Origin of the sequence: Pseudomonas sp. MTM4 (assembly GCF_019355055.1) — a bacterium.
GTDB lineage: Bacteria > Pseudomonadota > Gammaproteobacteria > Pseudomonadales > Pseudomonadaceae > Stutzerimonas.
In genome coordinates, this window is the sequence record NZ_CP048411.1 from 3,523,121 (window position 1) to 3,548,143 (window position 25,023).

Below are 25,023 nucleotides of genomic sequence, written 5' to 3' on the forward strand. Positions count from 1 at the left end.
ATGCCTCACCGCAATCAGGCCATCGAGCTGAAGCTGCTGATCGAAGCCATCTATCTGCGCTACAGCTACGATTTCCGCGACTATTCCGGCGCTTCGCTCAAGCGCCGGGTGCTGCTGGCATTGAAGCAGATGCAATGCGAAAGCATCTCGGAGCTGCAGCGCAAGATTCTCTACGATCCGCAAGCCTTCATGGAGCTCTTGCAGTTCCTCACGATCCCGGTCAGCGAGATGTTCCGCGACCCCAGTTATTACCTGGCGCTGCGCGAGCAGGTGGTCCCGGTGCTGCGCACCTACCCGTCGCTGAAGATCTGGATCGCCGGCTGCAGCACCGGCGAAGAGGTCTACTCGATGGCGATCCTGCTCAGGGAGGAGGGCCTGCTGGAACGCACCATTCTCTACGCCACCGATATCAACCCGCGGTCGCTGGAACAGGCACGCCAGGGCATCTTCGATATTGGCGACATGCAGCAGTACACGACCAACTACCAGCGCGCCGGCGGCAAGCGCAGCCTCAGCGATTACTACACGGCCGCCTACGACTCGGCGATCATGGACAAGACCTTGAAGGACCAGGTGACCTTTGCCGACCATAGCCTGGCGACCGACAGCGTCTTCGCCGAGACCCAGTTGATTTCCTGCCGCAACGTGCTGATCTACTTCAACAAGCCGCTGCAGGATCGGGCCTTTGGCCTATTCCATGAATCCCTCTGCCATCGCGGCTTTCTCGGCCTGGGTAGCAAGGAGACCGTTGAATTCTCCGGTCATGCCGACCGTTACGAGGCGTTCGACAAGCCACAACGGATCTTTCGCAAGCTATGACGTTCGCGACCCGAGATGTTTCAGGCAAATCACCTGCGCGGGCCATCGATGCCATAGTGATCGGCGCCTCGGCGGGCGGTCTGGCCGCCCTCAGTGCCTTGGTCGACGGCCTGCCGAGAGACTTTCGCCAGCCGCTGCTGATGGTCCAGCACGTGCCGCCGTACGGGCCGACACAACTAGTCGAGATCTTCCAGCGCAAGACCGCACTGCGGGTCAAGGAAGCGGACGACAAGGAGCCTGTGCGCGGAGCGACGCTGTATTTCGCCGCGCCCGGCTATCACCTGTTGGTGGAAGCGGACCTGACGCTATCGCTCAGCCAGGACGAGGCGATGCACTTTTCTCGTCCCTCGATCGATGTCTTGTTCGAATCGGCCGCCGATGCCTGGGGCGAGCGCGTTGCCGGTATCCTGCTGACCGGCGCCAACGAAGACGGCGCGGCAGGCCTCGAAGCGATCAAGCGGGCCGGCGGCATGACCATCGTTCAGGACCCTGGCGAAGCCGAGGTTCAGACCATGCCCTTGGCCGCACTCCAGCGCTTTGCGCCGGATTACATTTTGCCCTTGCGCGATATTCATCGACTGTTGCGTGAACTGGAGTGACCCATGCCTGACCATACCGATGAAGCGAACCTGCTGATCGTCGATGACCTGCCGGAAAACCTGCTGGCGCTGGATGCCATTCTCAGGAACCCGGGGGTTCGCGTGCATCAGGCCGAATCGGCGGAACAGGCACTCGAACTGTTGCTTCAGCATGAGTTCGCACTGGCCATTCTCGACGTGCAGATGCCTGGCATGGATGGTTTCCAGCTGGCGGAGATGATGCGCGGTACCGAGCGCACCAAGCAGATCCCTATCGTGTTCGTCAGCGCCGCCGGGCGCGAACTCAACTATGCCTTCAAGGGCTACGAGAGCGGCGCGGTGGATTTTATGCACAAGCCGCTCGACACCCATGCGGTTCGTAGCAAAGTCAGTGTGTTCGTCGATCTTTACCGCAACCGCAAGCGGATGGCGCGTCAGCTCGAAGCGCTCGAGCGCAGCCGCCGCGAGCAGGAAGTGTTGCTCGATCAGCTACGCAGCACCAAGGCCGAACTGGAAGACGCCGTGCGCATGCGCGACGACTTCATGTCGATCGTCTCCCACGAGCTGAAAACGCCCCTCAATACCCTTATTCTCGAAGTCCAGCTGCGCAAGCTGCAGCTGGGGCGGAACAACTTCGCCGCGTTCAGCGACGACAAGCTGCGGCAGATGGTCGACAAGGACGAGCGGCAGATCCGCAGCCTGATCCGTCTGATCGACGACATGCTCGATGTCTCGCGCATTCGCACCGGCAAACTGTCGATCCGCCCCGACCGCCTCGATCTGGGCAAGCTGGTCGCCAGCGTCGTCGAGAATTTCGCGCCGCAGATGGAAGCCAGCGGTTGCACGCTGCTGTTTCAGCGACCGGAGCCGATCATCGGTGTCTGGGATGAATTCCGCATCGAACAGGTGCTGGCTAATCTGCTGACCAACGCAATGCGCTACGGCGCCGGCAAGCCTGTGCAGGTCAACGTCAGCGCGACTCCGGTGACTGCCTGTATCGAAGTGCGCGATCAGGGCATCGGCATCAGCCAGAAGAGTCTCGAAAGAATCTTCTGCCAGTTCGAACGCGCCGAAGGCAGCGAAAGCAGCGCCGGACTGGGGCTTGGGCTGTTTATTGCCGAACAGATCGTCAAGGCGCATGACGGTCGCATTCAGGTCGAAAGCGAAGAGGGCAATGGCGCGCTATTTAGAGTCTTGCTGCCGTTGAGCGATGAGGCCTAAAGCCGGCCCAACGCCCATTCAACTCCAAGCTGCGGTACTAGTAGACAGCTCGGAGCGCGCCGTTGCGGTCCAGACGGTACGCGCTAACGGCTTCGTACACTGCTTTCCTCAAGCGGTTGATGCCGCCTATTGGCCGGTGCTCAGGTAGCGAATGCCAAGGGTTGAAGGACAGGTTGTCACAGTCGATATTCTGCGCCGGACTGTCGAAATCCTGAGCGAGAAGGCGGATATCCGCGACGGACTCAAAAGCGGAGATCGCCTCGTCCCACTCAACGCTGGGATCCTCGATAGGCATGTAGAAATCGGCGTTCTGCCGTTGTACCTGCAAGGTAAAGCAGGCGGGCGTCTGGTCGAGCGAAAGCTGCTGGTAGAGCGCGTTGCGCAAGAAGTTGGGTAGGTCGCGGTTCTGTTCGGGTAATTGGTAAGCCGGGCAGTTCTCCGGCGCAGGTATCACTCGGTATTTGATATTCAGCGGTCCAAGCTTGAACGGCGCCACCGAGTTGTAGGTGGTCGCCACTGGGCTGTCGGGCGCTGGCGATAGGGTTTTCAGCGCAATCGCCAGATGGCGGATTTCCCAGTGGCGGGGATCCCAGCCTGGGAAGAATGCCAGCACTTTCTTGCCCTCGGCCTGAGCAGCGAAATTGCTTCGGTATTCGGCTACGTCGCGGACGAAGAATGCGGGGTGATTAAACATGACGAAATCCTGCTCAGCGGCGTGAGCCGGGTTCGCTGTCAACTTCTGTCCCGGTACTTCGAGCAGCTTTATCGCCATGCCTCGCGCATCACGAACGCGATCGAACTGAGGATAAGCATTGCCGTTCGAAAGCCTTACCCAGGCCTGCCAGCTATGGCCGGGTTGGCTGAAGACGCCATGCTGTAGGCCGCTGTCGATGTCCCCGCGGACGGAAACCTCCGCCCTGAGGCAACCATGCGCTTTGGCGTGCGCGTCGCGCAGCACCCGGGTGTTGTCCCGGTGTTGTTCGACGACCCGGATTGCGTCAGCAATAATGGCCTGCGTGTCCGCTTTTTCGGTGACAGGAATCTGTTCCTCGCGTGACACCGGGCCGGAAAATTTCCAGCTATAGAGCAGGCTGCCGATCAGCCAGCCGCCGAGGCCTACGGCCAGAGCCAACAATAGGATTTTGCCGAGCCAGCTACCGAGGCAGAGCCAGAATTTCTTGAGCATGGTGAAGTCCCTTTTGACCTTTCCATTATGGGAGCAGCAGCGCTGCGATCCGTGGCGTTACCCGCAGTTGGGGCCCGGTTTCCATGGTTTGGCTGGCAAATCTTGCAGTCGCGGCTCGAGTCGATCGTCGCCCAGCACTTTCAAATACTCGATCAGAGCCCAGCGCTCATGAGGTAGCAGGGCGCGTCCTATGACGCCCTGTTCGCGACAGCCAGCGCGAAACTCATGCCCACGGTTGCTGTTGCCGGTAATCGAGGTGTCGAGCAGGAAGCCACCGGGAAAAGCACCGGTTTCAAAACCGAGGCGCTTGGTGTCGTATTCGAAGGTACCCACCCAAAACTGGTCCTGCCGTTCGGCCACTGGCGACAACAATTCGAACAGGTTCGCGACCGAACCGTTATGCAGAAAAGGCGGTGTGGCCCAGACACCATGGAGGGGGCGGGCTTTATAACCGCGTATCTCCTGGACGCCGATAGGTAGTCCGAACCCGTCCATGCTCGCGCGCTCGTCCGGATGAATACCGGCGTCACGGTATGCGCGCTGTTCGACATAGGCCGTGATGTAAGCCAGCCCTTTTGCACTGGATATCTTTTGTAGGACCACTTCCCCTGACGAGGCGCCAAAGAGCCTGACATCTAGTGCTTTCAGCTCGTCCTGCGTCCAGCCTAATTGGCTGACATCGAAGCGATGGTCAGCAATATTGTCGGCGGTGGTGGGGTCGGTGCCGATGACGTCGGTTGGTACGATTCGCATACGCCATTCAGGGTCCCTGCTTGCAGCAAAGCGCTCGCCCACGGGCTTGGGAGCGGCTGCGTGGCAATAGGCGCAATTTTCCTCGAACAGTGCCCGGCCGAGACTGGCCTTTTCGATATCAACTTTGCCCAACACTTCTTCGGGCCAGCGCGGCGGCTCCAGGCGTTTAAGCGTCTGCTCCAGCCTATCGAGGTCGCGCACGCGAACGCTCGATGAGTAGCGTTCGGCGAGCGGTATGGGGCTGCCATCTTCGTGCAACAGGCGCAGTGGCGCGCCCACGCCTAATGCCTCGCCAATATTGCGCGCCATTGGCTGCATGGCTGAACCGTTCCACTGAACCCAGTCGAACTTCCATATATCCCATACCTGCGGATAGCTGACCGGTGCGTTGGCGACCCGGTAGTTATCCGCATCAATGGCATCGCCAAACACAGTATTGGCGATTCGCCCGAATGCATCGGTACGGCCGAAGCCCTCTTCGGTTGGGTAGAGGCCTCTATGCCAATCGTTGATGGCTGTGCTGAGCAGCCGATCCAGCACCCGCTTGAAATCGACCCGCAGCGGCTCTCGGTCGCGTGCATAGTTGTCGCCTAGGACTTCCAGCGCGAACCGTTTGAATTTGAGCGGGTTGTAGTAGGTTGCGGCCATGCTCATGCCCAGGGCCTGGCCAAACGCTCCACCACGCAATGTGGGCACCGTCGAGGCAAGCGAGTGCAGTGCCGCCCCGCCATCGATGCGTACGGCTTGGCCGCGGTGGCGCAGCTCGCCCGTATGGCACGCGGCACAACTTATATCGAGATAGGCAAAGCCGGTTTCGCTGTCTTCGTGTCGCGCAAAGCCAACGGGAAGGTTGGCCGGATTGTGTGGGGAGGGTTGCTGCTGCGGGTCCACAAGAAAACCGAACCTGGCCAGATAGTCCGGCGCGGCGAGCTTTCCTCGTCCGAATGGCTTTTCAAGCGCTTGGAACCATTCGTACCTTAAGCCCTTAACTTGTGTGCCTTGCGGCGTGTAGTAAAAGGTCTGCCGATCTGCCTCGCTCCACTGGTTGAGATAGTGAAGCTGCTCGGGCTGTTGGTAAGCGGGCAGGTTGGGGTAGGCAACAAAATACGCGCCAATGCCCGCGAACAAGGCTACTAGCAATAAAAGCCCGAGCAGGGCGCGGCGGAGCAGTTGCATGGGTGAACATCCATGTAGTCAAGGCAGTCACGCTTTATGCCAATCCCTTGGCTTAATAGCAATATGCCAGGCCGTCCGTAACGTTCTTATGTTTGGGCGCGAAATATGGAGCTTGCTGGTTTCGATCTGCTAAGGAGTACGTCATCCGGCTGGGCCTTCGCAGCCGGGCGGTTTCTGAGCGCTGGTTCAGGCTTGCCAGCGTTTAATGGTTCAATTTTCTCCGAAGGGTTCTACCGCATCTCCACGGAAAGTCTTGAAAGGGCTGAAAAATTTCAGGTCTCTGCTAGGCGACGCTACGGCGCATTGCAGCTCGCGGATCTGCTTCATCGCATCGGCCATCTCCGAAGCCGTACCACAGCCTCACCGGCACTGACCGCCGGCAGGTTGCCGTCCTGATACAGCTTGCGCCGATGAAATAACTGGTTGGGGTTGGTGCCGTTGCGCCGAGCCACGACGGAACGCTTTGCCCCGGCTCCAGGCTCTCGCGAACTATGGTGAGCTTTTCCCTCGACGCTCCAACGGCGACGCCGCTCTTGGCCAAGCACTTCGATATGTCTGTCTTTGCTGATAGTCATAAACCCGACCGTTTGTCTATCCCTTATGGTGAGGGGAAACGGTGTCTGGTGCTTCAAGGGGGCTCGTTCACCCGCCCTACCTTGTGTATGCCCATCGTTAAGGCCATCGCGGGTGTCCAGCATCAGCCCGTACGGGCAGCGGAGGGGCTTCGTTGCACCTCGGCAAAGATATCGATGATCAAGCCGCTGCGGGTCGCGTTGGCGTAGGGCCGCCACCTGCCTGGCATCCACTACGGCCGCGTCCGCTTCGACATGGTCCCCACAGCCTTACACCCCGAAGCCGCCTCAACCCTACGCACCGCCCCCGGCAGCCCAGCCCTGCGCATCACCCGCCTCAACCGCGACCATTGCGAAGTGGAGTATTGGCGGCATGATGCGATTCATGTGTGCCTGGAGGTGCCGGAGCAGCAGAGGCTGGCCGGCATCGTTGACCACTTTCCTCGCGGGTTATTGCTTGGCTTACGCTACGCTCGCGGCTTTGCCCAGCGTACTGTTGAAGTAGTCCATAAAGCTTTGGCCCTTGGCGAAGGCTTTTTCGATTTCAGCGGTTTTTGCCAGCAGCGCGCTGCTGGGTTTGGCCCATTGCTCTAGCGGTAAGGGTTGGGACCACTGATCGATGCTGGCGGGCATGGGTTTCATGCTGTAGCGGTGGTCCCACTCGGCAACCCAGTAAGGGAAGCGCCACCAGGTAACGACATTGCGCACGTACCAAAACGCCACGCCGAAGGCTGAACAGTCGCCCTCACGGTAAGCCTCGCGCATGGATTCGCGCTTTTCATCAAAAGTGTGGCGGCCCTCGTAGGGGGCTTTGCCGGGGCAAAAGGCCGGGCCTTTTTCCATATACACGCGAATGGCCTCCCACTTGGATAGGCCGTGGGCCGGGGTCAGTACGCCCTGGTTGAGGAAGTGGGTCTTGTCGGTTTTCGGGTTATCGAGAGCCATACCCAGGGTATAGGTACTTATAATGCCCTCGCCTGTGGTGCCGGTGCTGACCGACACCCAGGCCACCAGCTCTTCCCACGGTTGAATGATCGGTTCGTCCGAACCGCTGGGGAAATAGCACACCTCGCGGCGCTGGCGGTTAAAGCGCATCGGGCGGGTACGAGCTTTTTGCAAGGTGGTGCGGATGACTGGAAAAGCACACAAAATGCCGATACAAAAAATTGTTAGCCCCAACTCTGTTGCAATAAATTCAAGGCCTTCCCCGAAAACCTGCCAAAAATCTAGTTGATAAATGCTGAAGGTTCGCATAGTTGCGACCGACAACGGGATAACAAGAAAACTCATAATCAGAACGAACATTAGCCCCCAAATCATCAACTGGGCCTGAAAGGCTTTATTGATGTTGCTTTGCCCCACATCGAGGTAAGTGTCGTTAACTTCCAGGAAACTGCCGCCCAGGTCCATCGGTGCATGGCCGGTGGGCAGCGGCAGGGGGGCCAGAAACATAGCTTGGCCTGTGGCGAAGCTGCGCATTTCTCCCGCACTGGGTCGCTGGTTTTTCAGGTCGAAGTCGCCCTCTTCTGTTTTTTTTGCCATGGGTACGGGTCCTTTAACTGCTAGAAGATTGGTCGAGGGTATCCAGCGTTAGCGGCAGGCTGGGGGCATTGGCGGTGCGGACGCGCAGCAAGGCGACTTCGGCCATGGGTTTGCCCTGCTGAGCAAGCAGGGTCAGGCTTTCAAAACGTTTGGTCTGTACCTCGTTGCTGCCTGCCAGCGGCGGGTAACGCAGCTCGATGGCCAGGCCGTGCTGGGCATTGGACTCCTGAGGGTAGATCTCCAGCCCCAGCAGCAGCGGCTCGTGCAGTTTACTGAGTAGTTTGAATTGGTAGAGCAGCGGCTCGGTCCAGGGTTCCCAATCGTTACGCTGGTGGTTACTGAGCCAGTAGGCGGCCAGGCTGATGCCACTGTCATCCAGCTCGGCGGTGATAACGCCGGGCACCTGCAGGATAAACAGCCCCCCGGCCTTGTCAGGTTGTAACGCCGCCTTTGGCGCAGCGGTGATGGTAGCCAGGCGCAGGTGCTCGGCTGCCAATGGGCGCTGGGCATCGCGTAGGCCCCAGGGGCCTTGTTGCAGCCAGTCGTCGAGTTGGCTCAGGTTACTGCGGTTGTAAATCCATTCGCCGCCCAGTTGCAAGCCGGTCAGGGCCAAACCAATCAGGTTGGCCCGCGCGGCGATGCTGACCAGGCGGCCTCCCGCGACAGCCCAGGCCGCCGCGCGGGCTTGCTGGGTATCCTTGAGCACACCAATCACAATGCCACTCGAACGAATCAAGGCCCAAGTGTTAATACCCACTTGCCCGGCATCGCCTACGCTTGTCATCCCGGCACCCGCCAGCATGCCCGCATCGCCACGGCGTAGTCCTTCGTTAAATTTGTCGATACTGCCTTTCAAGCTGATGGATGCGGCAAGTACGCTAGATAAATACGCAGGTATACCAAAGCTGGCGGTAAGCTTGCCCAACCGTGCAGCCATGGTGATCTTGCCGGGGACACTGGCGTAGTTATTCACTGCTACCGAAAGGCCGGTGACAGCTATGCCCTGCGCGGCTGCAAACACTCCAGCAGCCATTGAAAAGATAGCGTTTGTTAACGCTAGCCACTCTGCCCCACTCCATTCTGACCTTCTGTTTAGCTCAGCACTCACCACCACAAAGTTACGTATCTGCCAAACCGCCACGGCCGAAGCAAATATATCCGCCCCGGCCGAGCGAAATACCGCGTCGCCCAAGCCCTTAAATGGCCGTTTGAGGCGGAAGTCTTCCGCCATACGCTGAAACTCGGCAACCTGAGTGCTGTTAAGGCCCTTGATCTTGACCCCGGCTTTGCTCGGCCCTTCGCCCACCGGGCTGAGGGCGCTGGCCACGCGGCTTTCTAACGGCAGCAGGCTTGCTTGCAGGGCTTTGCGCTCTGCCAGCAGGCTGCGGTGGCTACCTTGGGGCAGCCGGCCCCGGCGCTCAAAGGCGAGGGTTTGTCTGATCTGATGTTTCAGCGCGGTAAGCGTGCTACGCAGCTCGGCCAGCTTACGGGTATCGGTTTCAAACGCCTGAATCTGGCTGGCCGACGCGAACTCCAGGGTGATGCCACCTTGGCCGAAGGCCCGCAGTACATCCAGCCATGCTGCCCCTGGCAGGGCACGCAGCACTTTGCCGGGGTCCAGCGGGGCTGCGTTGCGCAGCCCTTGCATCGCCCCGTCCATGGCCGCGGCCAGTCTCAGTTGTTTGGCCGGCTCGTAGGCGGTATTACGCAACTGATTGAGGGTAATGCCCGTTTCGCTGAGGTGGAAAACACTCGGCAATTGTTGCTGGACCAAGCCAGTGAACTGGACGCTAAGCTCATGTGCGCCGCTGTAGTCATTGCCAGCCATAGCCGTATCACGCATGCCTTTGATCATGCTGGAGAGCTTGGTCTGCATATCAATCTGGTCGATATGACTCAGGGTGTAAAAGCCCGGCAAGCTCAGTTGCGGGTATTTATCCAGCAGCGCTGCCAAGGCATCGGTGGCTTTGTCAGTACGGCAGATATCTTTCAGGCAGGCGTATTCAGTGGCGAGCGCTAGCTCTATCTGCGCGCTCGACTGTGGGTCGAAGTACCAGGCCGCGCGATGGAAGCGTTCTGCCGCAACCATGGCAATGCGGTCTTCGCTGATCAGGTCAAGTCGCTCGTTCCAGCGCTTGAGCTGGGCGCGCTGCTGTTTGAGAAACGCCTCCATACCGGGGCGATCAGTCAGGTCGCTTATGCCTTGCTGCCCCCACTTTGCGCCTTCCAGGGCATCTTCGGTATTCTCATCGAGGCTCTCGATAAAGTCCTCGTACTTCGCATAGAGGGACGCGCCGAGGCTCTGGCGCATGCGCATACGTGAGGCACTGATGGCGCCACTGTGCGTACCAGGGCCATGCCATTGGGCCTGATGCTTGACGTTGATGTAGTCACTGATGCTCTGACGCTGAGCCGGACCGGTTTCCTCTTCAAGCTTGGCGAAGCGCGGATCCTGCTTAGCTGCGCTGAGCATGTGTTGCCCATTCAGGCGGTACAGCGACTCGATGTAGCAGCCAATCACATACTTCTTCTGGATTGTTTCGGCATAGCTCCAGTCGATGATCCAGCCGGCAGCCAGATCTTGGTGGCTGGCCAGGTCACGCAGCACACCAATGTCGTCACGCACCACCAGGTAGAGGTGATCATTTTCGTACTGAGGGTTCAGGCTTTTCTTCAGCATGCCTAGCTGGGTTGGCTGGTACAGCGAAGGTTGCTCCCACGCGTAATCCTTTACTTCTTCAGGCTGCACATCTTGACCTGCGCTTGTTGTGGCGGGCTTTTCCGCCACTTCGGCCAGCCATTTGTTGGCTTGGTGAGTGGTCAAAAGGTCGGCGGCACCTTTCTCACAATCAACCCGGCTGAGATCAATGGCCTGCATAAAGTAATGGCGCTCTTTGGGGCTCTTGAGCACCTGAGCGCATTTTGCGGCAGTCCACTGCACTTCGGAGTAGGCCACATGCAGCGGTTCATTACGGAAGAAAATCAGCTGGGCTTCGCCGACGCTCGTTTCTCGTTTGTCGGCAGTGACCTCGGCCTTGTTCCACAGCAGTTGGGTAATCACGCCCTTGGCAATGCGGTACTCATGCAGAATGGCTTTAGACTGCTTGCCGACGGTGACATACAACCAGCCATCGCGGATCAGTCGAATACCCAGTGGCCGCGATTTGAGCTCGTAAGGCAGGCTGAGCTGAGGTGAGGGATCGAGCCGTTCGACCAGACCGTAACGCAGGGGCAGTAGCTGCACCTTGTTTTTCATTAGTGGGCAAGCACCAATTGCACTCTTGGCGTCATTTTTGGCCTTGTCGGCGTGATTGGGGTTCTTGTTGGTCACAGGGAAGTCCTTTCCACTGGCCGGGCGTGGGCATAGGCCAGATCCGCAGCCTGTTCGATGCGCTGGGAAGGCGTTAGTGGCGAGGCCTGGCCCAGCAGCTCGGCGATATCTGTATGGGTCTGCAGAGCGTCTCCGCCGAGCAAGCCGAAAATATTGGCATAGAGGGTTATCTCGTGTTCGCTTTGGAAGCCTTGGGCATAGGCCCGCTCAGCCAGCTCACGTAGGTATTGCCAACGCTCAGGCGGGCTCAATGCAGACTGGTAATTCGGAAAATAATCGCGCAGGTGTTCGTCAAGCCGGATGAGGACGCCGCGAAAACCCACTTCTCCGAGCATCTCCAGTTGGAATTCTGATAGTTGGTAGGGGCGATCATGGGGGGTAGCGACTTTCGTCGATCCGGGGCATTGATGCTGATACCAGCAAGCTTGGATTCGGTCGGCGGCAACTAGTCGCCCGATCGGGCCGAATAGCGTTGCGTCATTGTCCCGCACAGACTGCCCGAATAACGCATGAACGACCGCGGGATCGGCCAGGCGCAGCAGCATATCTTCGCCCTGCGCGTGACGAACTCTGACCAGCCAGCGCAAGTGGCTTAGCACCTCATCCCGGCTCGCGTGACTGAATAGTAGATAACCCCATTCGTCATGACTGTTTTCAACAAAAGCGACAAGTGCCGGGTCCTGCTGCCCACTCAGACGAACCAGACTGGGGGATATATCGGCCAGCTCGGCCCACGGTGTGTCCAAGTACAACACGTCGAAGTCAGGCGAATCGGACCATTGATAAAGGCGTTGCGCCAAGTTATCGACGCTGACGCCGTCCAGTAGCAGATATGCGGGGACGTCCCAGGGCAACTCTACTGGCAGGTGGCGCAGATCGTTAGCCGGCATCTGCGGCCTCCAGCTTTGCTGCTTCGCAGATGACGCAGAGCGGTTGCTTGCGTTGCAGCGCCTGCTTCTGCGCCTGAATCAACAACTGCCCCGCTCTATCCGCATCCGCCGCCTTTACCTTGCCCGGCAGCACCGGCGCCGCACCCGTGCCTTTCCCCGGACTCCCGCCCGAGTTCATTCTGATCAAAGGCCCAACCATCGTGATGCCGCTCGCATCGAGTTTGATAAAGCTGCCGGCGGCTTTGAAGGTGAGTTCGCTGCCGGCTTCGAGAACGACTTTCAGGCCGCTGGAAAGATGAATTTCCTGACCCGCCTCGACGAACTGCCCGGTGCCGATTTTCACGTGCTGGTTGTTACCGGCAGTCAGGTGGTCGTTGGCTTTTACTTCGCTGCGGCGGTCGCCGTGGGTGGTGCGGTGTTCTTCGGCCTTGAATTCGCTGTGGCTATTGGCCTCGACGGTGTCGTGGCGTTCGTGGCCGACGCGGATATTCTGGTCGTGCCTGATGTTCTGGTCCCAGTCGCGCTGGGCGTGGATGTAGATTTGCTCCTGTCCCTTGCGATCCTCGATGCGCAGTTCGTTGTATCCGTCGCCACCTGGCGAGCTGAGGGTTTTGAACAGGCTGCGGGTCTTGTTCGCCGGTAGGACGTAGGGAACGGCGTTTTCCTTGTGGTACAGGCAGCCGGTGATCAGCGGCTGGTCGGGGTCGCCTTCGAGAAAGGTGACCAGCACTTCCATGCCGACGCGGGGGATGGCAATGCCGCCGTAGCGGTCGCCGGCCCAGCTGCTGGATACGCGCAGCCAGCGGCTCGTCTTGTCGTTGGCCTGGCCCTCGCGATCCCAGTGAAACTGGACCTTTACGCGCCCGTAATCGTCGCAGTGGATTTCTTCGCCGGCAGGGCCGGTGACGACTGCGCTCTGGCTGCCGAGAATGCGGGACTTGGGATGCTTGAGCTCCGGGCGGAAGGGGAAAGCCCAAGGCGTGGCGGTGAAGTGGTTGCGGTAGCCTTGGGTGAAGGCGCCTGCTCCGAAACATTGGGCAATACTCCCTAGCCCCTCACCCCAGCCCTCTCCCCCAAGGGGATAGGGGGTTGGTGCGTGCGGGCGTGATGCGTCGGTAACTGACTCCTCCAGTACCTGCGGTTGCTTGCCCTCATGAAGTACTTCGGTGATCAGCCACAGCTGATTCCAGTCACTACGTGGGTGCTCGCTCAGCGAGAGGAAGTGACCGCTGACCATCAGCGGCTGATCGCTTTCGCCTTCGGCCAGTTCGAAGTCGTGACGGTGCCGTTCCAAGGCTCGCTGGGACAGCAGCTTGCCGCGCTCGCGATTGGCGAAGCGGCCGGGATAGTCGTAATCCTCCAGGTCCGGCTGGGCGTCGCTTCGAACGCCGGCTTCCAGCGTGAGGCGGGGCTTCTCGAAGTCGTAATCGCGGCGGGTGACGCGGCCGGTGCGGGTCTCGATGCGTACACCGAAGCGCTTGACGACTGGCGCGTCGGCAACCAGCCCGCTGTCCTGCTGGTAAGCGACTGGTGCAAGTTTGGGGAACACCGTCTGGTCATCGCCGAATACCAGCATGTGGCCGGCTTCGCTGTGCCGGAAGTGGTAGTGAATGCCTTCTTCCTCACACAGACGCTGGATGAAATGCAGGTCGGTTTCGTCGTACTGAACGCAGTAGTCACGCTCAGGGTAAATCACTGGGCCAAGGTCGAAGCGGTGACCGTCGCCGGCGAGAATGCCGTGCTCTTCCAGCACCAGAGCGATGATCTGCGGGACCGACAGATGCTGAAAGATGCGCTGGTTGGTCCGGTGCGCCAGATAGGCGAGCTTCGGAACGATGACCAACCGATAGCGAGTCAGGCGTTTGCCGGATTCGCCCCGTGCGGCTCGGTGGAGCAGGCCGTGAATACCGGCGCCATCCGCTGTGAATGCCAGAAACGCGGATTTCTGCAACAGGCTTTCCAGATCCAGGTCGGGACGCTCGCTGACCAGCTCCAGGTCGAAGCGATAGGGGCGGCTGATGGCTTCGCTGCCACGGAATTCGAGAACCTGAAGGTCATGTTCGATGCCTTCGATGTGCAGGGAAAAATGAGTCTGGTTGGCGGGGGCGAACATCCGTGTTCCTCCTGGATCCGTCCATGGGTGTGCGCCAGGGCGCATGCGGGGGACTTGATGTACCACGCGTCGGCGGCGTTGCGGTGCGCTGAGTCGCGCATTGCGACGCCGCGGTCCGATTTTCCGCTACTGTTTCGCAAAAAGGCTTCAGCCGGGGTGCGCCCGACCGAAGCCTGTCTTGCCGCGATTGCCTTAACCGGCGATCGGGGTGCGCCAGTCATCGGAGCCGGAAGTGCCGGAGACTTCGTGGGTCCAGACGATTTTGCGGTAGGTGAAGTACACGTCTTCCAGATGGGTGAAATGGGACATGTTCGGGTCTTGGCAGTTGGGCATGCGCGACTGCACGTCGACGATCACCGCGTCTTCCAGTTCGATGGTGTAGTAATGCTCTTGGGTACCGGTGGCGGACGTGCGGTACCACTCCAGCCGGCACTTATTCAGACGCTCGCCTGAGGTCAGGGCGTTGAAGATCAGTGGCGACGATTTGTCGAACACCTTGGTGATCATCAGCGGCTTATGCACGCGCTGGCCGGTGGGTTGACCGGACTGCGGATCGCGCGGAATGATGACTTGGTGCTGAAAGGCCTGCACCAGAATCTGGTCTTCGTGTCCTTCCTGGAAAATGTTGCCGACCGAGTCCTCGGTGAAAGTGCCTGCGGTGATCAGGCCTTGCTTGGTGCCTTCGAGGGACAGATACGCGGGTGTTGGCATGAACGCTCTCCTTGCCTTGTTGAATGCCGGAATGGCAATCAGAGAGATACAAGGTGCATGCCAGTTATGGAAAATAATTAAATATCAAAGAGTTACGGTATCTCCATGAATGCGCACGGTCTGATCTGCGGGACGGCTCACATTAAGTTGAGCAACTTCCTGCCGACGCTGTGCAAGGTTTGGCACAGATGCGCGCCAGCCCAGCGTTTACGGGCCGCGCAGCTGCGGGGATTAGGGGGGCGAGCGAAACGCTGCGCAGCATATTGCGCAACGCCATGGTTCACGACGAACAGCTGATTTCGAGATGCTTGCCCCATTCCGGTGGGCGCTCGGCGTAGCGTTCCATGCCCGGTTGCTCCTCGAAAGGACGGCTGAGCACCGCATGCAGCTCGCGCACCGGACCGTAGTCGCCGGCCTCGGCAGCGTCGATTGCTTGCTGGGCCAGGTAGTTGCGCAGGATGTACTTGGGATTGACGGCGTGCATGCGCGTCCGCCGCGCCTGCTGTTCGCCATCCTCGCTTTCGGCGCGCTTGCGATAGCTTGCAGCCCACTCGTCGAACGATTTGATATCGATGAAATCCTCACGCAGGCGAGCCAGGGCCTGTTCCGCTGGGTTCTCGCCGAGTTCGCGGAAGAAGTTTGTGTAGTCGATGGCGCTGCTCTGCATCAGCTGCAGCAGGCGCTGTACCAGCTCTCTGTCGCTGTCGTCAGCGGTCTGCAGGCCCAGCCGCTGGCGCATCAGGTCGAGCCAGGCAGCTTCGTATATCGGCAGGAACAGATCCATCGTCTCGCGTAGCTGCTCGATGGCGATGAACGGCGTCAGCGCCTGGGCCAGCGCGGCGAGATTCCAGTGCGCAATGGGCACCTGATTCTCGTAGGAATAACGGCCGGTGTGGTCGGAATGGTTGCAGATGAAGCGCGCATCGAAGTCGTCGAGAAAAGCGTAGGGACCGAAATCGAAGGTGATGCCCAAGATCGACATATTGTCGGTATTCATCACGCCATGACAGAAGCCATAGGCCTGCCAGCGGGCGATCAGCTCGGCGGTGCGCTGCAGCACCTCGCGGAAGAAGGAGTGGTAGGGCTCTGGATGTTCCAGGCAATCGGCGAAGTGAGATTCAACGACGTGATCGAGCAGCTGCTTCAGTTCGTCGTGCTGCTTGGTGTAATAGAAAAATTCGAAATGGCCGAAGCGTACATGGCTGGGCGCCAGGCGCAGCAGCATCGCGCCGCGCTCCTGGCGCTCGCGATAGACCGGCGTATCCGAGCCGGTCACGCACAGCGCGCGTGAGCTGGGAATGCCCAAGGCATGAAGATGCTCGCTGGCGAGAAATTCGCGGATCGAGGAGCGCAGTACGGCGCGACCATCGCCCATACGCGAGTAAGGCGTGAGGCCGGCGCCCTTGAGATGCATGTCCCAATGCTCGCCGGCATCGTTGACCACCTCGCCCAGCAATAAGCCGCGACCGTCGCCTAGCTGCGGGTTGTAGCTGCCGAATTGATGACCGGAATAGACCATCGCTCGCGGCTCGGCGGTGCTCCAGAGCTTGTGGCCGGAGAACAATTCGGTGAACAGCGGGTCGTCCGCCACCGCTGGGTCGAGATCGAGCAGCCTCATTGCTGCCTCGCTGGCCACTACCAGGCGCGGTTCGGCCAGGGGCTGGGGCGTCACCTTGATGGAGAATATGTCGCCGAGTCGGGCGAAGCGGTTATCGAAATGCAGCTCGGTGAGGGTTTTCACGTTGGCTCCGGCGCTGTCTTGAAAGATAGCGCCCGCCGGGCGAGCGCATTTGAATTTTGGAGGTCGCGTCTGTCGGGGCGTTCCTCAGGGCTGACCGCTGACAGGTGTGTCGATGAGATTTTCGTCCATATCGACCCGCCGGATTTCCAGCGCTGGCGGCGGGTTCTTCAGGTGTACATCCAGCTGCCGGAAGGCGATGACGATTCCGCGCGCGCGGAATTCCTGGTCGAGCCAACGGTTTATTTCGTCGATTACCGGGTTGCGGTCGGCGAGGTCGCGTACGTGCAGGCGCAGCTCATGCTCCAGCCGGCTCTCGCCGAAGTTGAGGAAGAACACCTGCGGCTCGGGCTCCTTGAGTACGCGAGGATTTTCTCGGGCCGCCTGGAACAACAGGCTGCGAACCACTTCCAGATCGGACCCGAACTGCACGCCGATGCGAATGGTGACCCGGGTAACGGTGTCGTTGAGCGACCAGTTGACCAACTGGTCGGTCACGAAGGTCTTGTTCGGGACGATGATTTCCTTGTTGTCGAAATCGGTGATGGTCGTTGCCCGAATGCGGATGCGGCTGACGGTCCCGGACAGGTTGCCGATGGTCACCACGTCGCCGATGCGGACCGGCTTTTCGAACAGAATGATCAGGCCCGAAACGAAGTTGGCGAAGATCTCCTGCAGGCCGAAACCCAGCCCCACCGACAAGGCAGCGACCAGCCATTGCAGCTTGTCCCAGCTCACGCCTAGCGTCGAAAGCGTCGTGACGATGCCGATGCCGACCAACGTGTATGAAAGCAAGGTGCCGGTGGCATAGGCGCTGCCCTGCGCGAGGCGCATTCGGGACAGCACCAGGACCTCGAGAAGCCCTGGCAGATTTCGCGCTAGCGCGAAAGTTATGACCACCGTGGCCAGTGCGCCGATTAGATTGTTGAGCGTGATGGCCGAGGTAGTGGCGGTCTCACCGCTGCCGCTGGTGAATTCATACAGGGTGACGTTATCGAGATACGACACCACGCTGATAAGGTCGGCCCAGACCCAGTACAGCACGACGAAGAACAGGCCGAACATGGCCAGCCGGGTCAGGCGCAGGGATTGTTGGTTGACCTGGTCGATCGCCAGACCGGGCTCGGCGGCGTCTTCGTGGGGCGTGGTCGTTTCATCGGGATTCGCTTCTCGCCTGGCGACCGCGCGCTTGTATGCCAGGCGCCGCGCAGCCACCGTAAGGCCACGGATCAGCGCTGCCTCGATAACGACCCAGGCCAGCAGGAGATAGAGCGTGTCGATCAGCCGGCCGGTCAATTTCAACGCGGTGTAGTAGTACCCCAGGCCCACCACCACGACCAGCGCCAGTGGCAGCATGCTGAACAGCAGACCAATGAAGCGTCGAACCGGCGGTGCGTTCTGGCTCGATGGCCCTTTGAGCAGCAGGCGTGTCAGTCTCCAGCTCATCAGTGCGTAGCAGGTGATGACGACTACGATGCCGATCACATCATCCACCAGGCTTCCCGGCTGATGCTCGGCGATCGCCACGACCGCCACCAGCGCCATGACCACCAGCCCCAACCGGCGGATTTCGTTGCGCAGGAAGGCTACCTGCGGCTGGAACCAACCGAAGTGCGTTTCGGCAACACGGTTGGGCGAGAGCATGCGATAGGCGCTGTAGAACACGAGCCAGGCCTGCGCCATCTGATAGAAAGCGGCGCCGAGGCTGATGTTCTGACCGCGCCCGTCCATCTGTAGCAAATACCCACACAGCGCCAGAAACAGTGCACCGGGCAGCGCCAATAGAAGGTTCAGCATCAGCGCCAGCGGTGTATGCAACTGACTGTCGTTGCGGAAATGGCCGATGTCCGCACTGAGCGAGTCGAGCTTGGCGTTTATGGCATTGCGGCGCCACAGCAGCGCGCCGATCACCAGCAGCAGTGGCACGAAGAACAGTGGCCGCTCCACCAGCCCGGCGCCGAGCGCGTCGAACGCGGACCCCCAGGGCATCGCGCGCAACTGGCGGTCGAGCAGGGTCGGTATGTTCTTGAACCAGTCCAGATCCAGCGGCTTATTGCTCGGGATCCAGAACATCTGCTCGTCCAGCGTTTCGCTCAGCGCCTGGGCCTTGGTTTGAAGCTGACGCTGATTCAGCTGCAGTGTGATCGACTCACTCAGCAGCGCATTGAGCACGTGGTTGAGTCGATCGAGCAGCTCGCCACGGGTGCGCACGAGCTCCAGCAGCGCGCTGCGCAGCTCCGGCGTTACCTCGTCGGGAGGCTGGCTGGCGAGCTGTTGTTCGACATACGCCTCGACGTTACCGCTGAGCTCGCGACGCTGATTCAGCTCGAATTGATAAAGGCGGATATCGGCGATTTCATCCGCCAGGTTCTTGTTCAGGCTCAGCTGTGGCAGCGCCTGCTTTTGCTGGTAGAGAACCTTCGACAGCAACAGGCTGCCTTCGAGCACGGCGATCTGCTCTTCCAGCGCCTGATCGGCCTGATTGAGCGTATCGAGCTGCTGGCGAGTCTGCAGATTTTCCTGGGTCAGGTCGTTGAGGCGCTCGGTGGCGCGTAGCAGATAACCAGAAAGTTTGCGGTTCTCCGCGCTCTCGGCCGGTAACAGTTTGTCCGAGCCGGCTTTCTCGGCCTTTAGCGAGAATTCGGCGACGGTCTGCTCCGATTCCTCACGGCGTTTGTTGTTGATCGCCGTCTGCAGCGCCATGGTTTCCTGTTCGGCGCGCGCGATGCGCTCGGACAGCAGGTCGCGGCGAGCAATGCCCAAGTCCTGCAGCAGGCTGTTACTGGCCAGCTCGTTGCGACGTAATTCGATCTGCGCACTGAGCGCCGATTTCTCTGCGTTGAGCAGCTCGCGACGCTCGTCGGACAGGGGTTTGCCGCTCTCACGGCCCGTCTTGAGGAGGTTGTTGATTTCGTCGATGCGCGTCTGAAATTTGCTGATATCGGCCTGGGCACGCTCCGGACGAGTCTGCGCGCTGATGATCATGCTATTGGCCGACGTCAGGGCCGTTTGCCAGGCCGAGAGTTCGTCGACGCGTTCGCTCAGTCGCTGTTCGAGTTCGGGGACGCTCTGCTTGGCCAGCTTCGACGCCAGTTCGCTGGTGTCGCTGCCCTTGAGCTTGCTCAGCTCACGTTGCGCCTCGGCAATTTCCTTTGGCGCGCCGGCTAGCTCGGCCTTAAGTTCGGTCAGCCGCTGCTGCGCCTGGCTCGCCTGGTCGGCGAACCGGCTGGCGCGTTCATCGTTGCTCGGTTGCGCGGGTTTCGCCTCTTCCCCGGCGCTCTGATTGCCCGTAAGCCCTGGGATGGTCGGGGCGGCGTGGAGAAGGGGCGGGGCGATAAGGAGCAGTGTCGCCAGCAGCAAGTTACGCAATGAGGCCATGGGTACTATCGAAATGAAGAACGAGCGCGGAGTCTAAGGGCTGCGGATGGCCGCGGCGAGTCCATAGATCGGAACGTCCCGCCATCCTGACCGCGACCCAGGCGCCTCGTCAGAACTGCAGCGACGGGCCTGGTTTTTCGCCTTCCGGGAACCTCAGTCCGACCTTGCGGACTTCCCCCTGTTCCATGGCGGCAATGGTCCAGGTCAGGCCGCTCCACTCGATATAGTCGCCAATGACCGGTTTGCCGCCGACGCGCTCGGTAATGAAGCGGCCTATCTGTTGATGCTCATCGACATCACCCAGCTTCAAGCCATACAGCGCAGCGAGAGCGCCCATTTCGGCTTCGCTTTCGAGAATGAAGTCACCGAAGAACCGCATGTCGCGGCCCCGTTGCGGCGCCTGGCTGAACAGTTTGCCGAGTGCCGGCAGATCTTCTTCATGGCCGATGACGCAAAGGATGTCATCGACCTGCAGGCGCGTACTGCCGGACGGGTGCAGCAGCGCCCTGCCACGGAACAGCGCGGCAATCCGCGTGCCTTCGGGCATCTTCAGTTCGCGCAGGGCCGCGCCGACACACCACTTGCTGGCGCTCAGACGATAAATGAAAAGCTCCCACTGGCTGGTGGGGTGGACTTGCAGACCGGTACGTGAAATCGGCGATGGCGAAGGCGGAACCTCGACCTTGGCCTTCTTGGCCGCCCAGCCGAGCGTGGTGCCCTGCAACAGCAGCGAGACCAGCACGATGAAAAACGCCACATTGAAGAACAGCTGCGCATTGTCCAGGCCCGCGACCAGCGGGAATACGGCAAGAATGACCGGCACCGCGCCGCGCAGGCCGATCCAGGAAATGAACATCCGCTCGCGCAGGTTGAAGCTCTTGAACGGCAGCAGGCCGATGAACACCGAGAGCGGCCGAGCGAACAGGATCATCCACAGCGACAGCAGCAGGGCGGGAACGGCGATGGGCAGCAGTTCGCTGGGTGTCAACAGCAGGCCGAGTACGAGGAACATACCGATCTGGCTGAGCCAGGCCAAGCCGTCGAACATATGCAGAATGCCGTAGCGGTTGCGAATCGGACGGTTGCCCAGCAGCAAACCGCAGACGTATACCGCCATGATCCCGCTGCCGCCCGCCGCGCCGGATAAGGCGTAAATCATGATGCCGCCACTGACCGCGAGCAGTGGATAAAGGCCATCGGCTACGGAGAGGCGGTTGATCAGCTGCTGCAACAGCCAACCACCGGTCAGGCCAAGCAGAATGCCGATGCCGAACTGTTGGATCAGGCTGACCAGAACGGTCCAGCTGAATGAGGTTTGCCCCGACGCGATCATTCCGATCAGGGTTACGGTGAGGAACATCGCCATCGGGTCGTTGGTGCCCGATTCGATTTCCAGTGTCGGCCCGACGCGTTCGTTGAGGCCTTTGCCGTTGAGCAGGTTGAACACCACCGCGGCATCGGTGGAGCCGACGATGGCGCCGATCAACAGGCCCTCGATCAGGCGCAGGTCGAACAACCAGGCGGCCGCTACGCCCGTCAGGCCGGCGGTGATCGCCACCCCGAGCGTGGCCAGCGACATCGACGGCCAGAGCGCGACGCGAAAGGTGGCCTTGCGGGTTCGCATGCCGCCGTCGAGCAGAATCACCGCGAGTGCCAGGTTGCTGATGATGAAGGCGAGCCGGTAGTCCTCAAAGACGATGCCGCCGATACCATCGACTCCAGCCAGCATGCCGACACCGAGGACGATGACCAGGATCGGCACGCCCAGGCGCGCGGACAAAGAGCTCATCAGGATACTGGCAGCAACCAACAGGGCACCGACGAAAAAAAGGTGGTTGATGTTGCCGACGTCCAAGTGTGGTCTCCGAGAAAAGCGAGTTTCCCGGCAGTTTATGCACGGGACATGCCAGCGATTCTAACCCGATGATTTGACGGGCTGTCAAAAAAAATGCCCCTTGTGCTAAGAGGCATTCATCGAGCGTTCCGTGATGGTGGCGGCTGGCTTTGAGGCTCTGTCTCGGTTTATCGGAATGGTCGCTAGAGCTTCGGCGACACCGCCCAGTGCGGTGCGCCGGTAACGGTAATCGACCTAGAACCAGCTGTCGTTCATCGCCAGGCAGGTATCGTCGCGCGCGTCCAGCAGGCTCAGCTCGTGCTGGCAACCCGGCACTTCCCAGGTCAGGAAGTAGCGTGCGGCCTGCAGCTTGCCTTTGTAGAAGTCGACGTCGGACGGATTGCCTGCCGCAAGCCCCTGTTCGGCGTGAATCGCCTGCTCCAACCAGCGCCAGCCGATCACGGTGTGACCGAAGACTTTCAGGTACAGCGCGGAGTTGGCCAGCGCCAGATTGACCTTGCCGGCCATCAGGTCGCCCAGCAGTGCCTGGGTTACTGCTGTCAGGCGCGCAACCAGATGTTGCAACGGTTCGAGCAACGGCTCCAGCGATGGATATTTGGCGGCGCGTGCGCAGCAGTTCTGGATCAGCCCGAGCAACTGGCGCAGGCCGGCGCCCTTGTTCTGCATCAGCTTGCGGCCCAGCAGATCCAGAGACTGAATGCCGTGGGTGCCTTCATGAATCGGATTCAGACGATTATCGCGGTAGTACTGTTCGACCGGATATTCGCGGGTATAGCCGTGGCCGCCGAGGATCTGGATCGCCAGTTCGTTGGCCTTCAGACAGAACTCCGACGGCCAGGATTTGACGATTGGGGTGAGCAGGTCGAGCAGTTCGGCGGCGTTGCGCCGATCTTCTTCACTCTCGGCGGTGTGCTCGTCGTCCACTAGCCGCGCGGCATATAGGCCCAGATCGAAGGCGCCCTCGACGTAGGCTTTCTGCGTCAGCAGCATGCGCTTGATGTCGGTGTGCTCGATGATCGACACCTGCGTCGAGGCGGGGTCTTTGCCGTCCGGCAGCCGGCCCTGCGGACGTTCTCGCGCGTAGTTCAGTGAGTACAGATAGCCCGCATAGCCGAGCATGATGGCGCCCATGCCAACGCCGATGCGCGCCTCGTTCATCATTTGGAACATATAGGCGAGACCTTTGTGCGGCTCGCCCACTAGATAGCCGACGCAGTTGCCGTTATCCCCAAAGTTCAGCGCCGTGCTGGTGGTGCCGCGCCAGCCCATCTTGTGGAACAACCCGGCAAGCAGCACGTCGTTGCGCGGGCCGAGGCTGCCATCGTCGTTGACCAGAAACTTCGGCACGATGAACAGGCTGATGCCCTTTACCCCGGCCGGGGCGTCCGGCAGTTTGGCCAGCACCATGTGCACGATGTTCTCCGACAGCGGGTGATCGCCGCCTGAGATGAAGATCTTGTTGCCCTTCAGACGATAAGTACCGTCACCGGCCGGTTCGGCGCGGGTGCGGATATCCGACAACGATGAGCCGGCATGCGGTTCGGTGAGCGCCATGGTGCCGAAGAAACGACCCTCGATCATCGGCTGCAGGAAGCGCCGCTTCTGCTCGTCGCTGCCGAAGGTTTCGATCAGATGCGCCGCGCCCATGGTCAGCATCGGGTAGGAACTGGTGGCGATGTTGGCGGACTGGAAATGCGCGAAGCAGGCCCGTGACAGCAGGTTCGGCAACTGCATGCCGCTATCTTCGAAGCTGCGCTGGGCATTGTGGAAGCCGGCCTCGATGAAGGCATCCACCGCCGGTTTGACCTCGGGAATCAACACTGCCTCGCCGTTCTGGTAGAGCGGCTCGTTTTCGTCCGATTTGCGGTTGTGCGGGGCGAAATACTTTTCCGCGATCTGGCGGGCGGTACCCACGGCGGCGTCGAAGGTCTCGCGGCTGTGGTCGGCGAAGCGTTCGCGTCGGGTCAGCGCTTCGGCATCGAGCACTTCGTAGAGCTCGAAGGCGAGGTTGCGTGGGCAAAGCAGCATCTCGGGCATGGGGTGTCCTCCGTTTTATGGGCCGGAGTCTAAGGAGACGGCGAGATGGCTGCCTAGCACCATACATTCGAGTGATGAAACGACACAGCGGTCTGTGGCGGGGCTTGCGGATGTCGCTTCAGCGTGGCCGGACGTCGATATAGTCCAGCAGCCGCGCTAGATAGCCATCGCCAATATCGGCATCGATCAGGTGCTGTCCCGCGCGGATCAGGTGCCTTTCGACATGCTGTCGGGCCACTTCTGGACCGAGCAGCGTGACCATTGTGCTCTTGCCGTGATCTTTACCGGCATCCTTGCCGCTGTGCTGCGGGCTAAGCCCGTCGGCCAAGTCATCGAGCAGTTGGAACGCCATGCCGAGCTCCGTGGCGAAACCGTTCAGATGCCGTGTACAGCTGTCGCTGGCGCCTTCCAGCAGGGCTGCGAATTCCACCGCAGCGGTAAACAACGGGCAGGTTTTCAGTCGATTGCTATGAGCGATGGCTTCGAGCGGTCGGTTTCGCAAACCTTCTCGCAGATCGTGGTACTGCCCGCGAACCAGCCCCTGCGCGCCGGTCGCCGTCGCGAGCAAGCGAACCAGCCGGTTGCGTGTCGCAGGATCGATGCCTTCGACAGAGGCCGCAATGCCGAAGGCCTGGCTGAGCAGCGCCACCGAGCCGAGGACAGCGACGTCCTCGCCGAACTGCCTGTGGATGGTCGGCTGGCCCCGGCGCAGCTCGGCGTCATCCATACAGGGCATGTCGTCCAGAAACAGCGAGGCGGCATGCACCATTTCCAAGGCGCAGCCGAGATCGAGCGCTGACTCCACTGACCCTTCATATTGCAGATCTTTGAGAGCCAGAAGCAGCAGCAATGGACGAATGCGTTTGCCCGGCGCCAGGCTGCCGGCACGCATTGCGGTGCCGATGGCGTCTTCAGGCGGGCAATGAGGCAGCCATATAGCCAGACGGTCGTTGACCTGCGCACGCAATGCGCTGAGCGTTCGCTCGAGTTCGAATTGCGTGTTGGGCATAACGGTGGCCATGACGACCTCCTATATTGTTTCTTCGGAATACTTAGACAAATATGGTTTGGTTGTACAGGTTTTGGCACTTTTAATGACCACGTCCGTCAACATAAGGTCACG

15 protein-coding genes and 2 pseudogenes are annotated in these 25,023 nt (G+C 60.3%); 4 read left to right on the forward strand and 13 right to left on the reverse strand.

The window, feature by feature from the left end; translation table 11 throughout:
* The 3 genes from GYM54_RS16240 to GYM54_RS16250 are packed head-to-tail and all read left to right on the forward strand — an operon-like array spanning position 1 to position 2,618.
* Positions 1 to 819: a protein-glutamate O-methyltransferase CheR gene (locus GYM54_RS16240; protein ID WP_131649598.1), complete on the forward strand. Its 819-nt coding sequence runs from the start codon at positions 1 to 3 to the stop codon at positions 817 to 819.
* On the forward strand, positions 816 to 1,418 hold the full coding sequence (locus GYM54_RS16245; protein ID WP_197444920.1) for a chemotaxis protein CheB: 603 nt from the start codon (positions 816 to 818) through the stop codon (positions 1,416 to 1,418). Before GYM54_RS16240 ends, GYM54_RS16245 begins: the two co-directional genes overlap by 4 nt.
* 3 nt (positions 1,419 to 1,421) lie before the next feature.
* Positions 1,422 to 2,618 (forward strand): hybrid sensor histidine kinase/response regulator, encoded by a 1,197-nt coding sequence (locus GYM54_RS16250; protein WP_131649600.1) that lies wholly within the window; start codon positions 1,422 to 1,424, stop codon positions 2,616 to 2,618.
* 37 nt (positions 2,619 to 2,655) lie between these two features.
* On the opposite strand, the gene GYM54_RS16255 is transcribed toward GYM54_RS16250, so the two are convergent.
* From GYM54_RS16255 to GYM54_RS16265, 3 genes and pseudogenes are all read right to left on the reverse strand, one after another.
* Entirely contained in the window at positions 2,656 to 3,804 is a 1,149-nt protein-coding gene (locus GYM54_RS16255; RefSeq protein WP_181099641.1) for a catalase family protein, read from the reverse strand.
* A 57-nt stretch (positions 3,805 to 3,861) separates the two neighbouring features.
* Complete coding sequence (locus GYM54_RS16260) at positions 3,862 to 5,733, reverse strand: di-heme-cytochrome C peroxidase (RefSeq protein ID WP_197444921.1); 1,872 nt, start codon at positions 5,731 to 5,733, stop codon at positions 3,862 to 3,864.
* Between the two features lie 303 nt (positions 5,734 to 6,036).
* A pseudogene (locus GYM54_RS16265) lies at positions 6,037 to 6,284 on the reverse strand (transposase); the annotation flags it as partial.
* A gap of 246 nt (positions 6,285 to 6,530) precedes the next feature.
* Here GYM54_RS16265 and GYM54_RS21755 point away from each other — a divergent pair.
* A pseudogene (locus GYM54_RS21755) lies at positions 6,531 to 6,713 on the forward strand (UTRA domain-containing protein); the annotation flags it as partial.
* Between the two features lie 54 nt (positions 6,714 to 6,767).
* On the opposite strand, the gene GYM54_RS16270 reads toward GYM54_RS21755, so the two are convergent.
* The 10 genes from GYM54_RS16270 to GYM54_RS16315 form a co-directional block, all read right to left on the reverse strand.
* A complete protein-coding gene (locus GYM54_RS16270; RefSeq protein WP_231752153.1) occupies positions 6,768 to 7,847 on the reverse strand; it encodes a DUF6708 domain-containing protein in 1,080 nt (359 codons plus the stop codon).
* Positions 7,848 to 7,860: 13 nt separating this feature from the next.
* Complete coding sequence (locus GYM54_RS16275) at positions 7,861 to 11,178, reverse strand: toxin VasX (protein ID WP_197444923.1); 3,318 nt, start codon at positions 11,176 to 11,178, stop codon at positions 7,861 to 7,863.
* The gene (locus GYM54_RS16280; RefSeq protein ID WP_181099647.1) at positions 11,175 to 12,068 is read right to left on the reverse strand and encodes a DUF4123 domain-containing protein; all 894 of its coding nucleotides are present in this window, start codon (positions 12,066 to 12,068) and stop codon (positions 11,175 to 11,177) included. The genes GYM54_RS16275 and GYM54_RS16280 overlap by 4 nt, the downstream gene beginning before the upstream one ends.
* The gene (gene tssI / locus GYM54_RS16285; RefSeq protein WP_181099648.1) at positions 12,058 to 14,181 is read right to left on the reverse strand and encodes a type VI secretion system tip protein TssI/VgrG; all 2,124 of its coding nucleotides are present in this window, start codon (positions 14,179 to 14,181) and stop codon (positions 12,058 to 12,060) included. Before tssI ends, GYM54_RS16280 begins: the two co-directional genes overlap by 11 nt.
* Before the next feature lie 192 nt (positions 14,182 to 14,373).
* Positions 14,374 to 14,892: an Hcp family type VI secretion system effector gene (locus tag GYM54_RS16290; RefSeq protein ID WP_131649607.1), complete on the reverse strand. Its 519-nt coding sequence runs from the start codon at positions 14,890 to 14,892 to the stop codon at positions 14,374 to 14,376.
* Positions 14,893 to 15,172: 280 nt separating this feature from the next.
* On the reverse strand, positions 15,173 to 16,633 hold the full coding sequence (selO, locus tag GYM54_RS16295) for a protein adenylyltransferase SelO (protein ID WP_181099649.1): 1,461 nt from the start codon (positions 16,631 to 16,633) through the stop codon (positions 15,173 to 15,175).
* Between the two features lie 84 nt (positions 16,634 to 16,717).
* A complete protein-coding gene (gene mscK, locus GYM54_RS16300; protein WP_181099650.1) occupies positions 16,718 to 20,008 on the reverse strand; it encodes a mechanosensitive channel MscK in 3,291 nt (1,096 codons plus the stop codon).
* 109 nt (positions 20,009 to 20,117) lie between these two features.
* Positions 20,118 to 21,863: a potassium/proton antiporter gene (locus GYM54_RS16305; RefSeq protein ID WP_131649610.1), complete on the reverse strand. Its 1,746-nt coding sequence runs from the start codon at positions 21,861 to 21,863 to the stop codon at positions 20,118 to 20,120.
* Positions 21,864 to 22,097: 234 nt separating this feature from the next.
* Positions 22,098 to 23,900 carry an acyl-CoA dehydrogenase gene (locus GYM54_RS16310; RefSeq protein ID WP_197444924.1) on the reverse strand — a complete coding sequence of 601 codons (1,803 nt, stop codon included), beginning with the start codon at positions 23,898 to 23,900 and terminating at the stop codon, positions 22,098 to 22,100.
* 118 nt (positions 23,901 to 24,018) lie between these two features.
* Complete coding sequence (locus GYM54_RS16315; RefSeq protein WP_197444925.1) at positions 24,019 to 24,921, reverse strand: polyprenyl synthetase family protein; 903 nt, start codon at positions 24,919 to 24,921, stop codon at positions 24,019 to 24,021.
* Positions 24,922 to 25,023: the final 102 nt, after the last annotated feature.

What these genes read in the sequence shown, in the direction of transcription:
- GYM54_RS16255 (WP_181099641.1), bottom strand. Translation starts at nt 3,804, where the DNA reads ATGCTCAAGAAATTCTGGCTCTGCCTCGGTAGCTGGCTCGGCAAAATC.
- GYM54_RS16250 (WP_131649600.1), top strand. Translation starts at nt 1,422, where the DNA reads ATGCCTGACCATACCGATGAAGCGAACCTGCTGATCGTCGATGACCTG.
- GYM54_RS16280 (WP_181099647.1), bottom strand. Translation starts at nt 12,068, where the DNA reads ATGCCGGCTAACGATCTGCGCCACCTGCCAGTAGAGTTGCCCTGGGAC.
- GYM54_RS16290 (WP_131649607.1), bottom strand. Translation starts at nt 14,892, where the DNA reads ATGCCAACACCCGCGTATCTGTCCCTCGAAGGCACCAAGCAAGGCCTG.
- GYM54_RS16315 (WP_197444925.1), bottom strand. Translation starts at nt 24,921, where the DNA reads ATGGCCACCGTTATGCCCAACACGCAATTCGAACTCGAGCGAACGCTC.
- GYM54_RS16245 (WP_197444920.1), top strand. Translation starts at nt 816, where the DNA reads ATGACGTTCGCGACCCGAGATGTTTCAGGCAAATCACCTGCGCGGGCC.
- tssI (WP_181099648.1), bottom strand. Translation starts at nt 14,181, where the DNA reads ATGTTCGCCCCCGCCAACCAGACTCATTTTTCCCTGCACATCGAAGGC.
- GYM54_RS16240 (WP_131649598.1), top strand. Translation starts at nt 1, where the DNA reads ATGCCTCACCGCAATCAGGCCATCGAGCTGAAGCTGCTGATCGAAGCC.
- GYM54_RS16270 (WP_231752153.1), bottom strand. Translation starts at nt 7,847, where the DNA reads ATGGCAAAAAAAACAGAAGAGGGCGACTTCGACCTGAAAAACCAGCGA.
- GYM54_RS16260 (WP_197444921.1), bottom strand. Translation starts at nt 5,733, where the DNA reads ATGCAACTGCTCCGCCGCGCCCTGCTCGGGCTTTTATTGCTAGTAGCC.
- GYM54_RS16310 (WP_197444924.1), bottom strand. Translation starts at nt 23,900, where the DNA reads ATGCCCGAGATGCTGCTTTGCCCACGCAACCTCGCCTTCGAGCTCTAC.
- mscK (WP_181099650.1), bottom strand. Translation starts at nt 20,008, where the DNA reads ATGGCCTCATTGCGTAACTTGCTGCTGGCGACACTGCTCCTTATCGCC.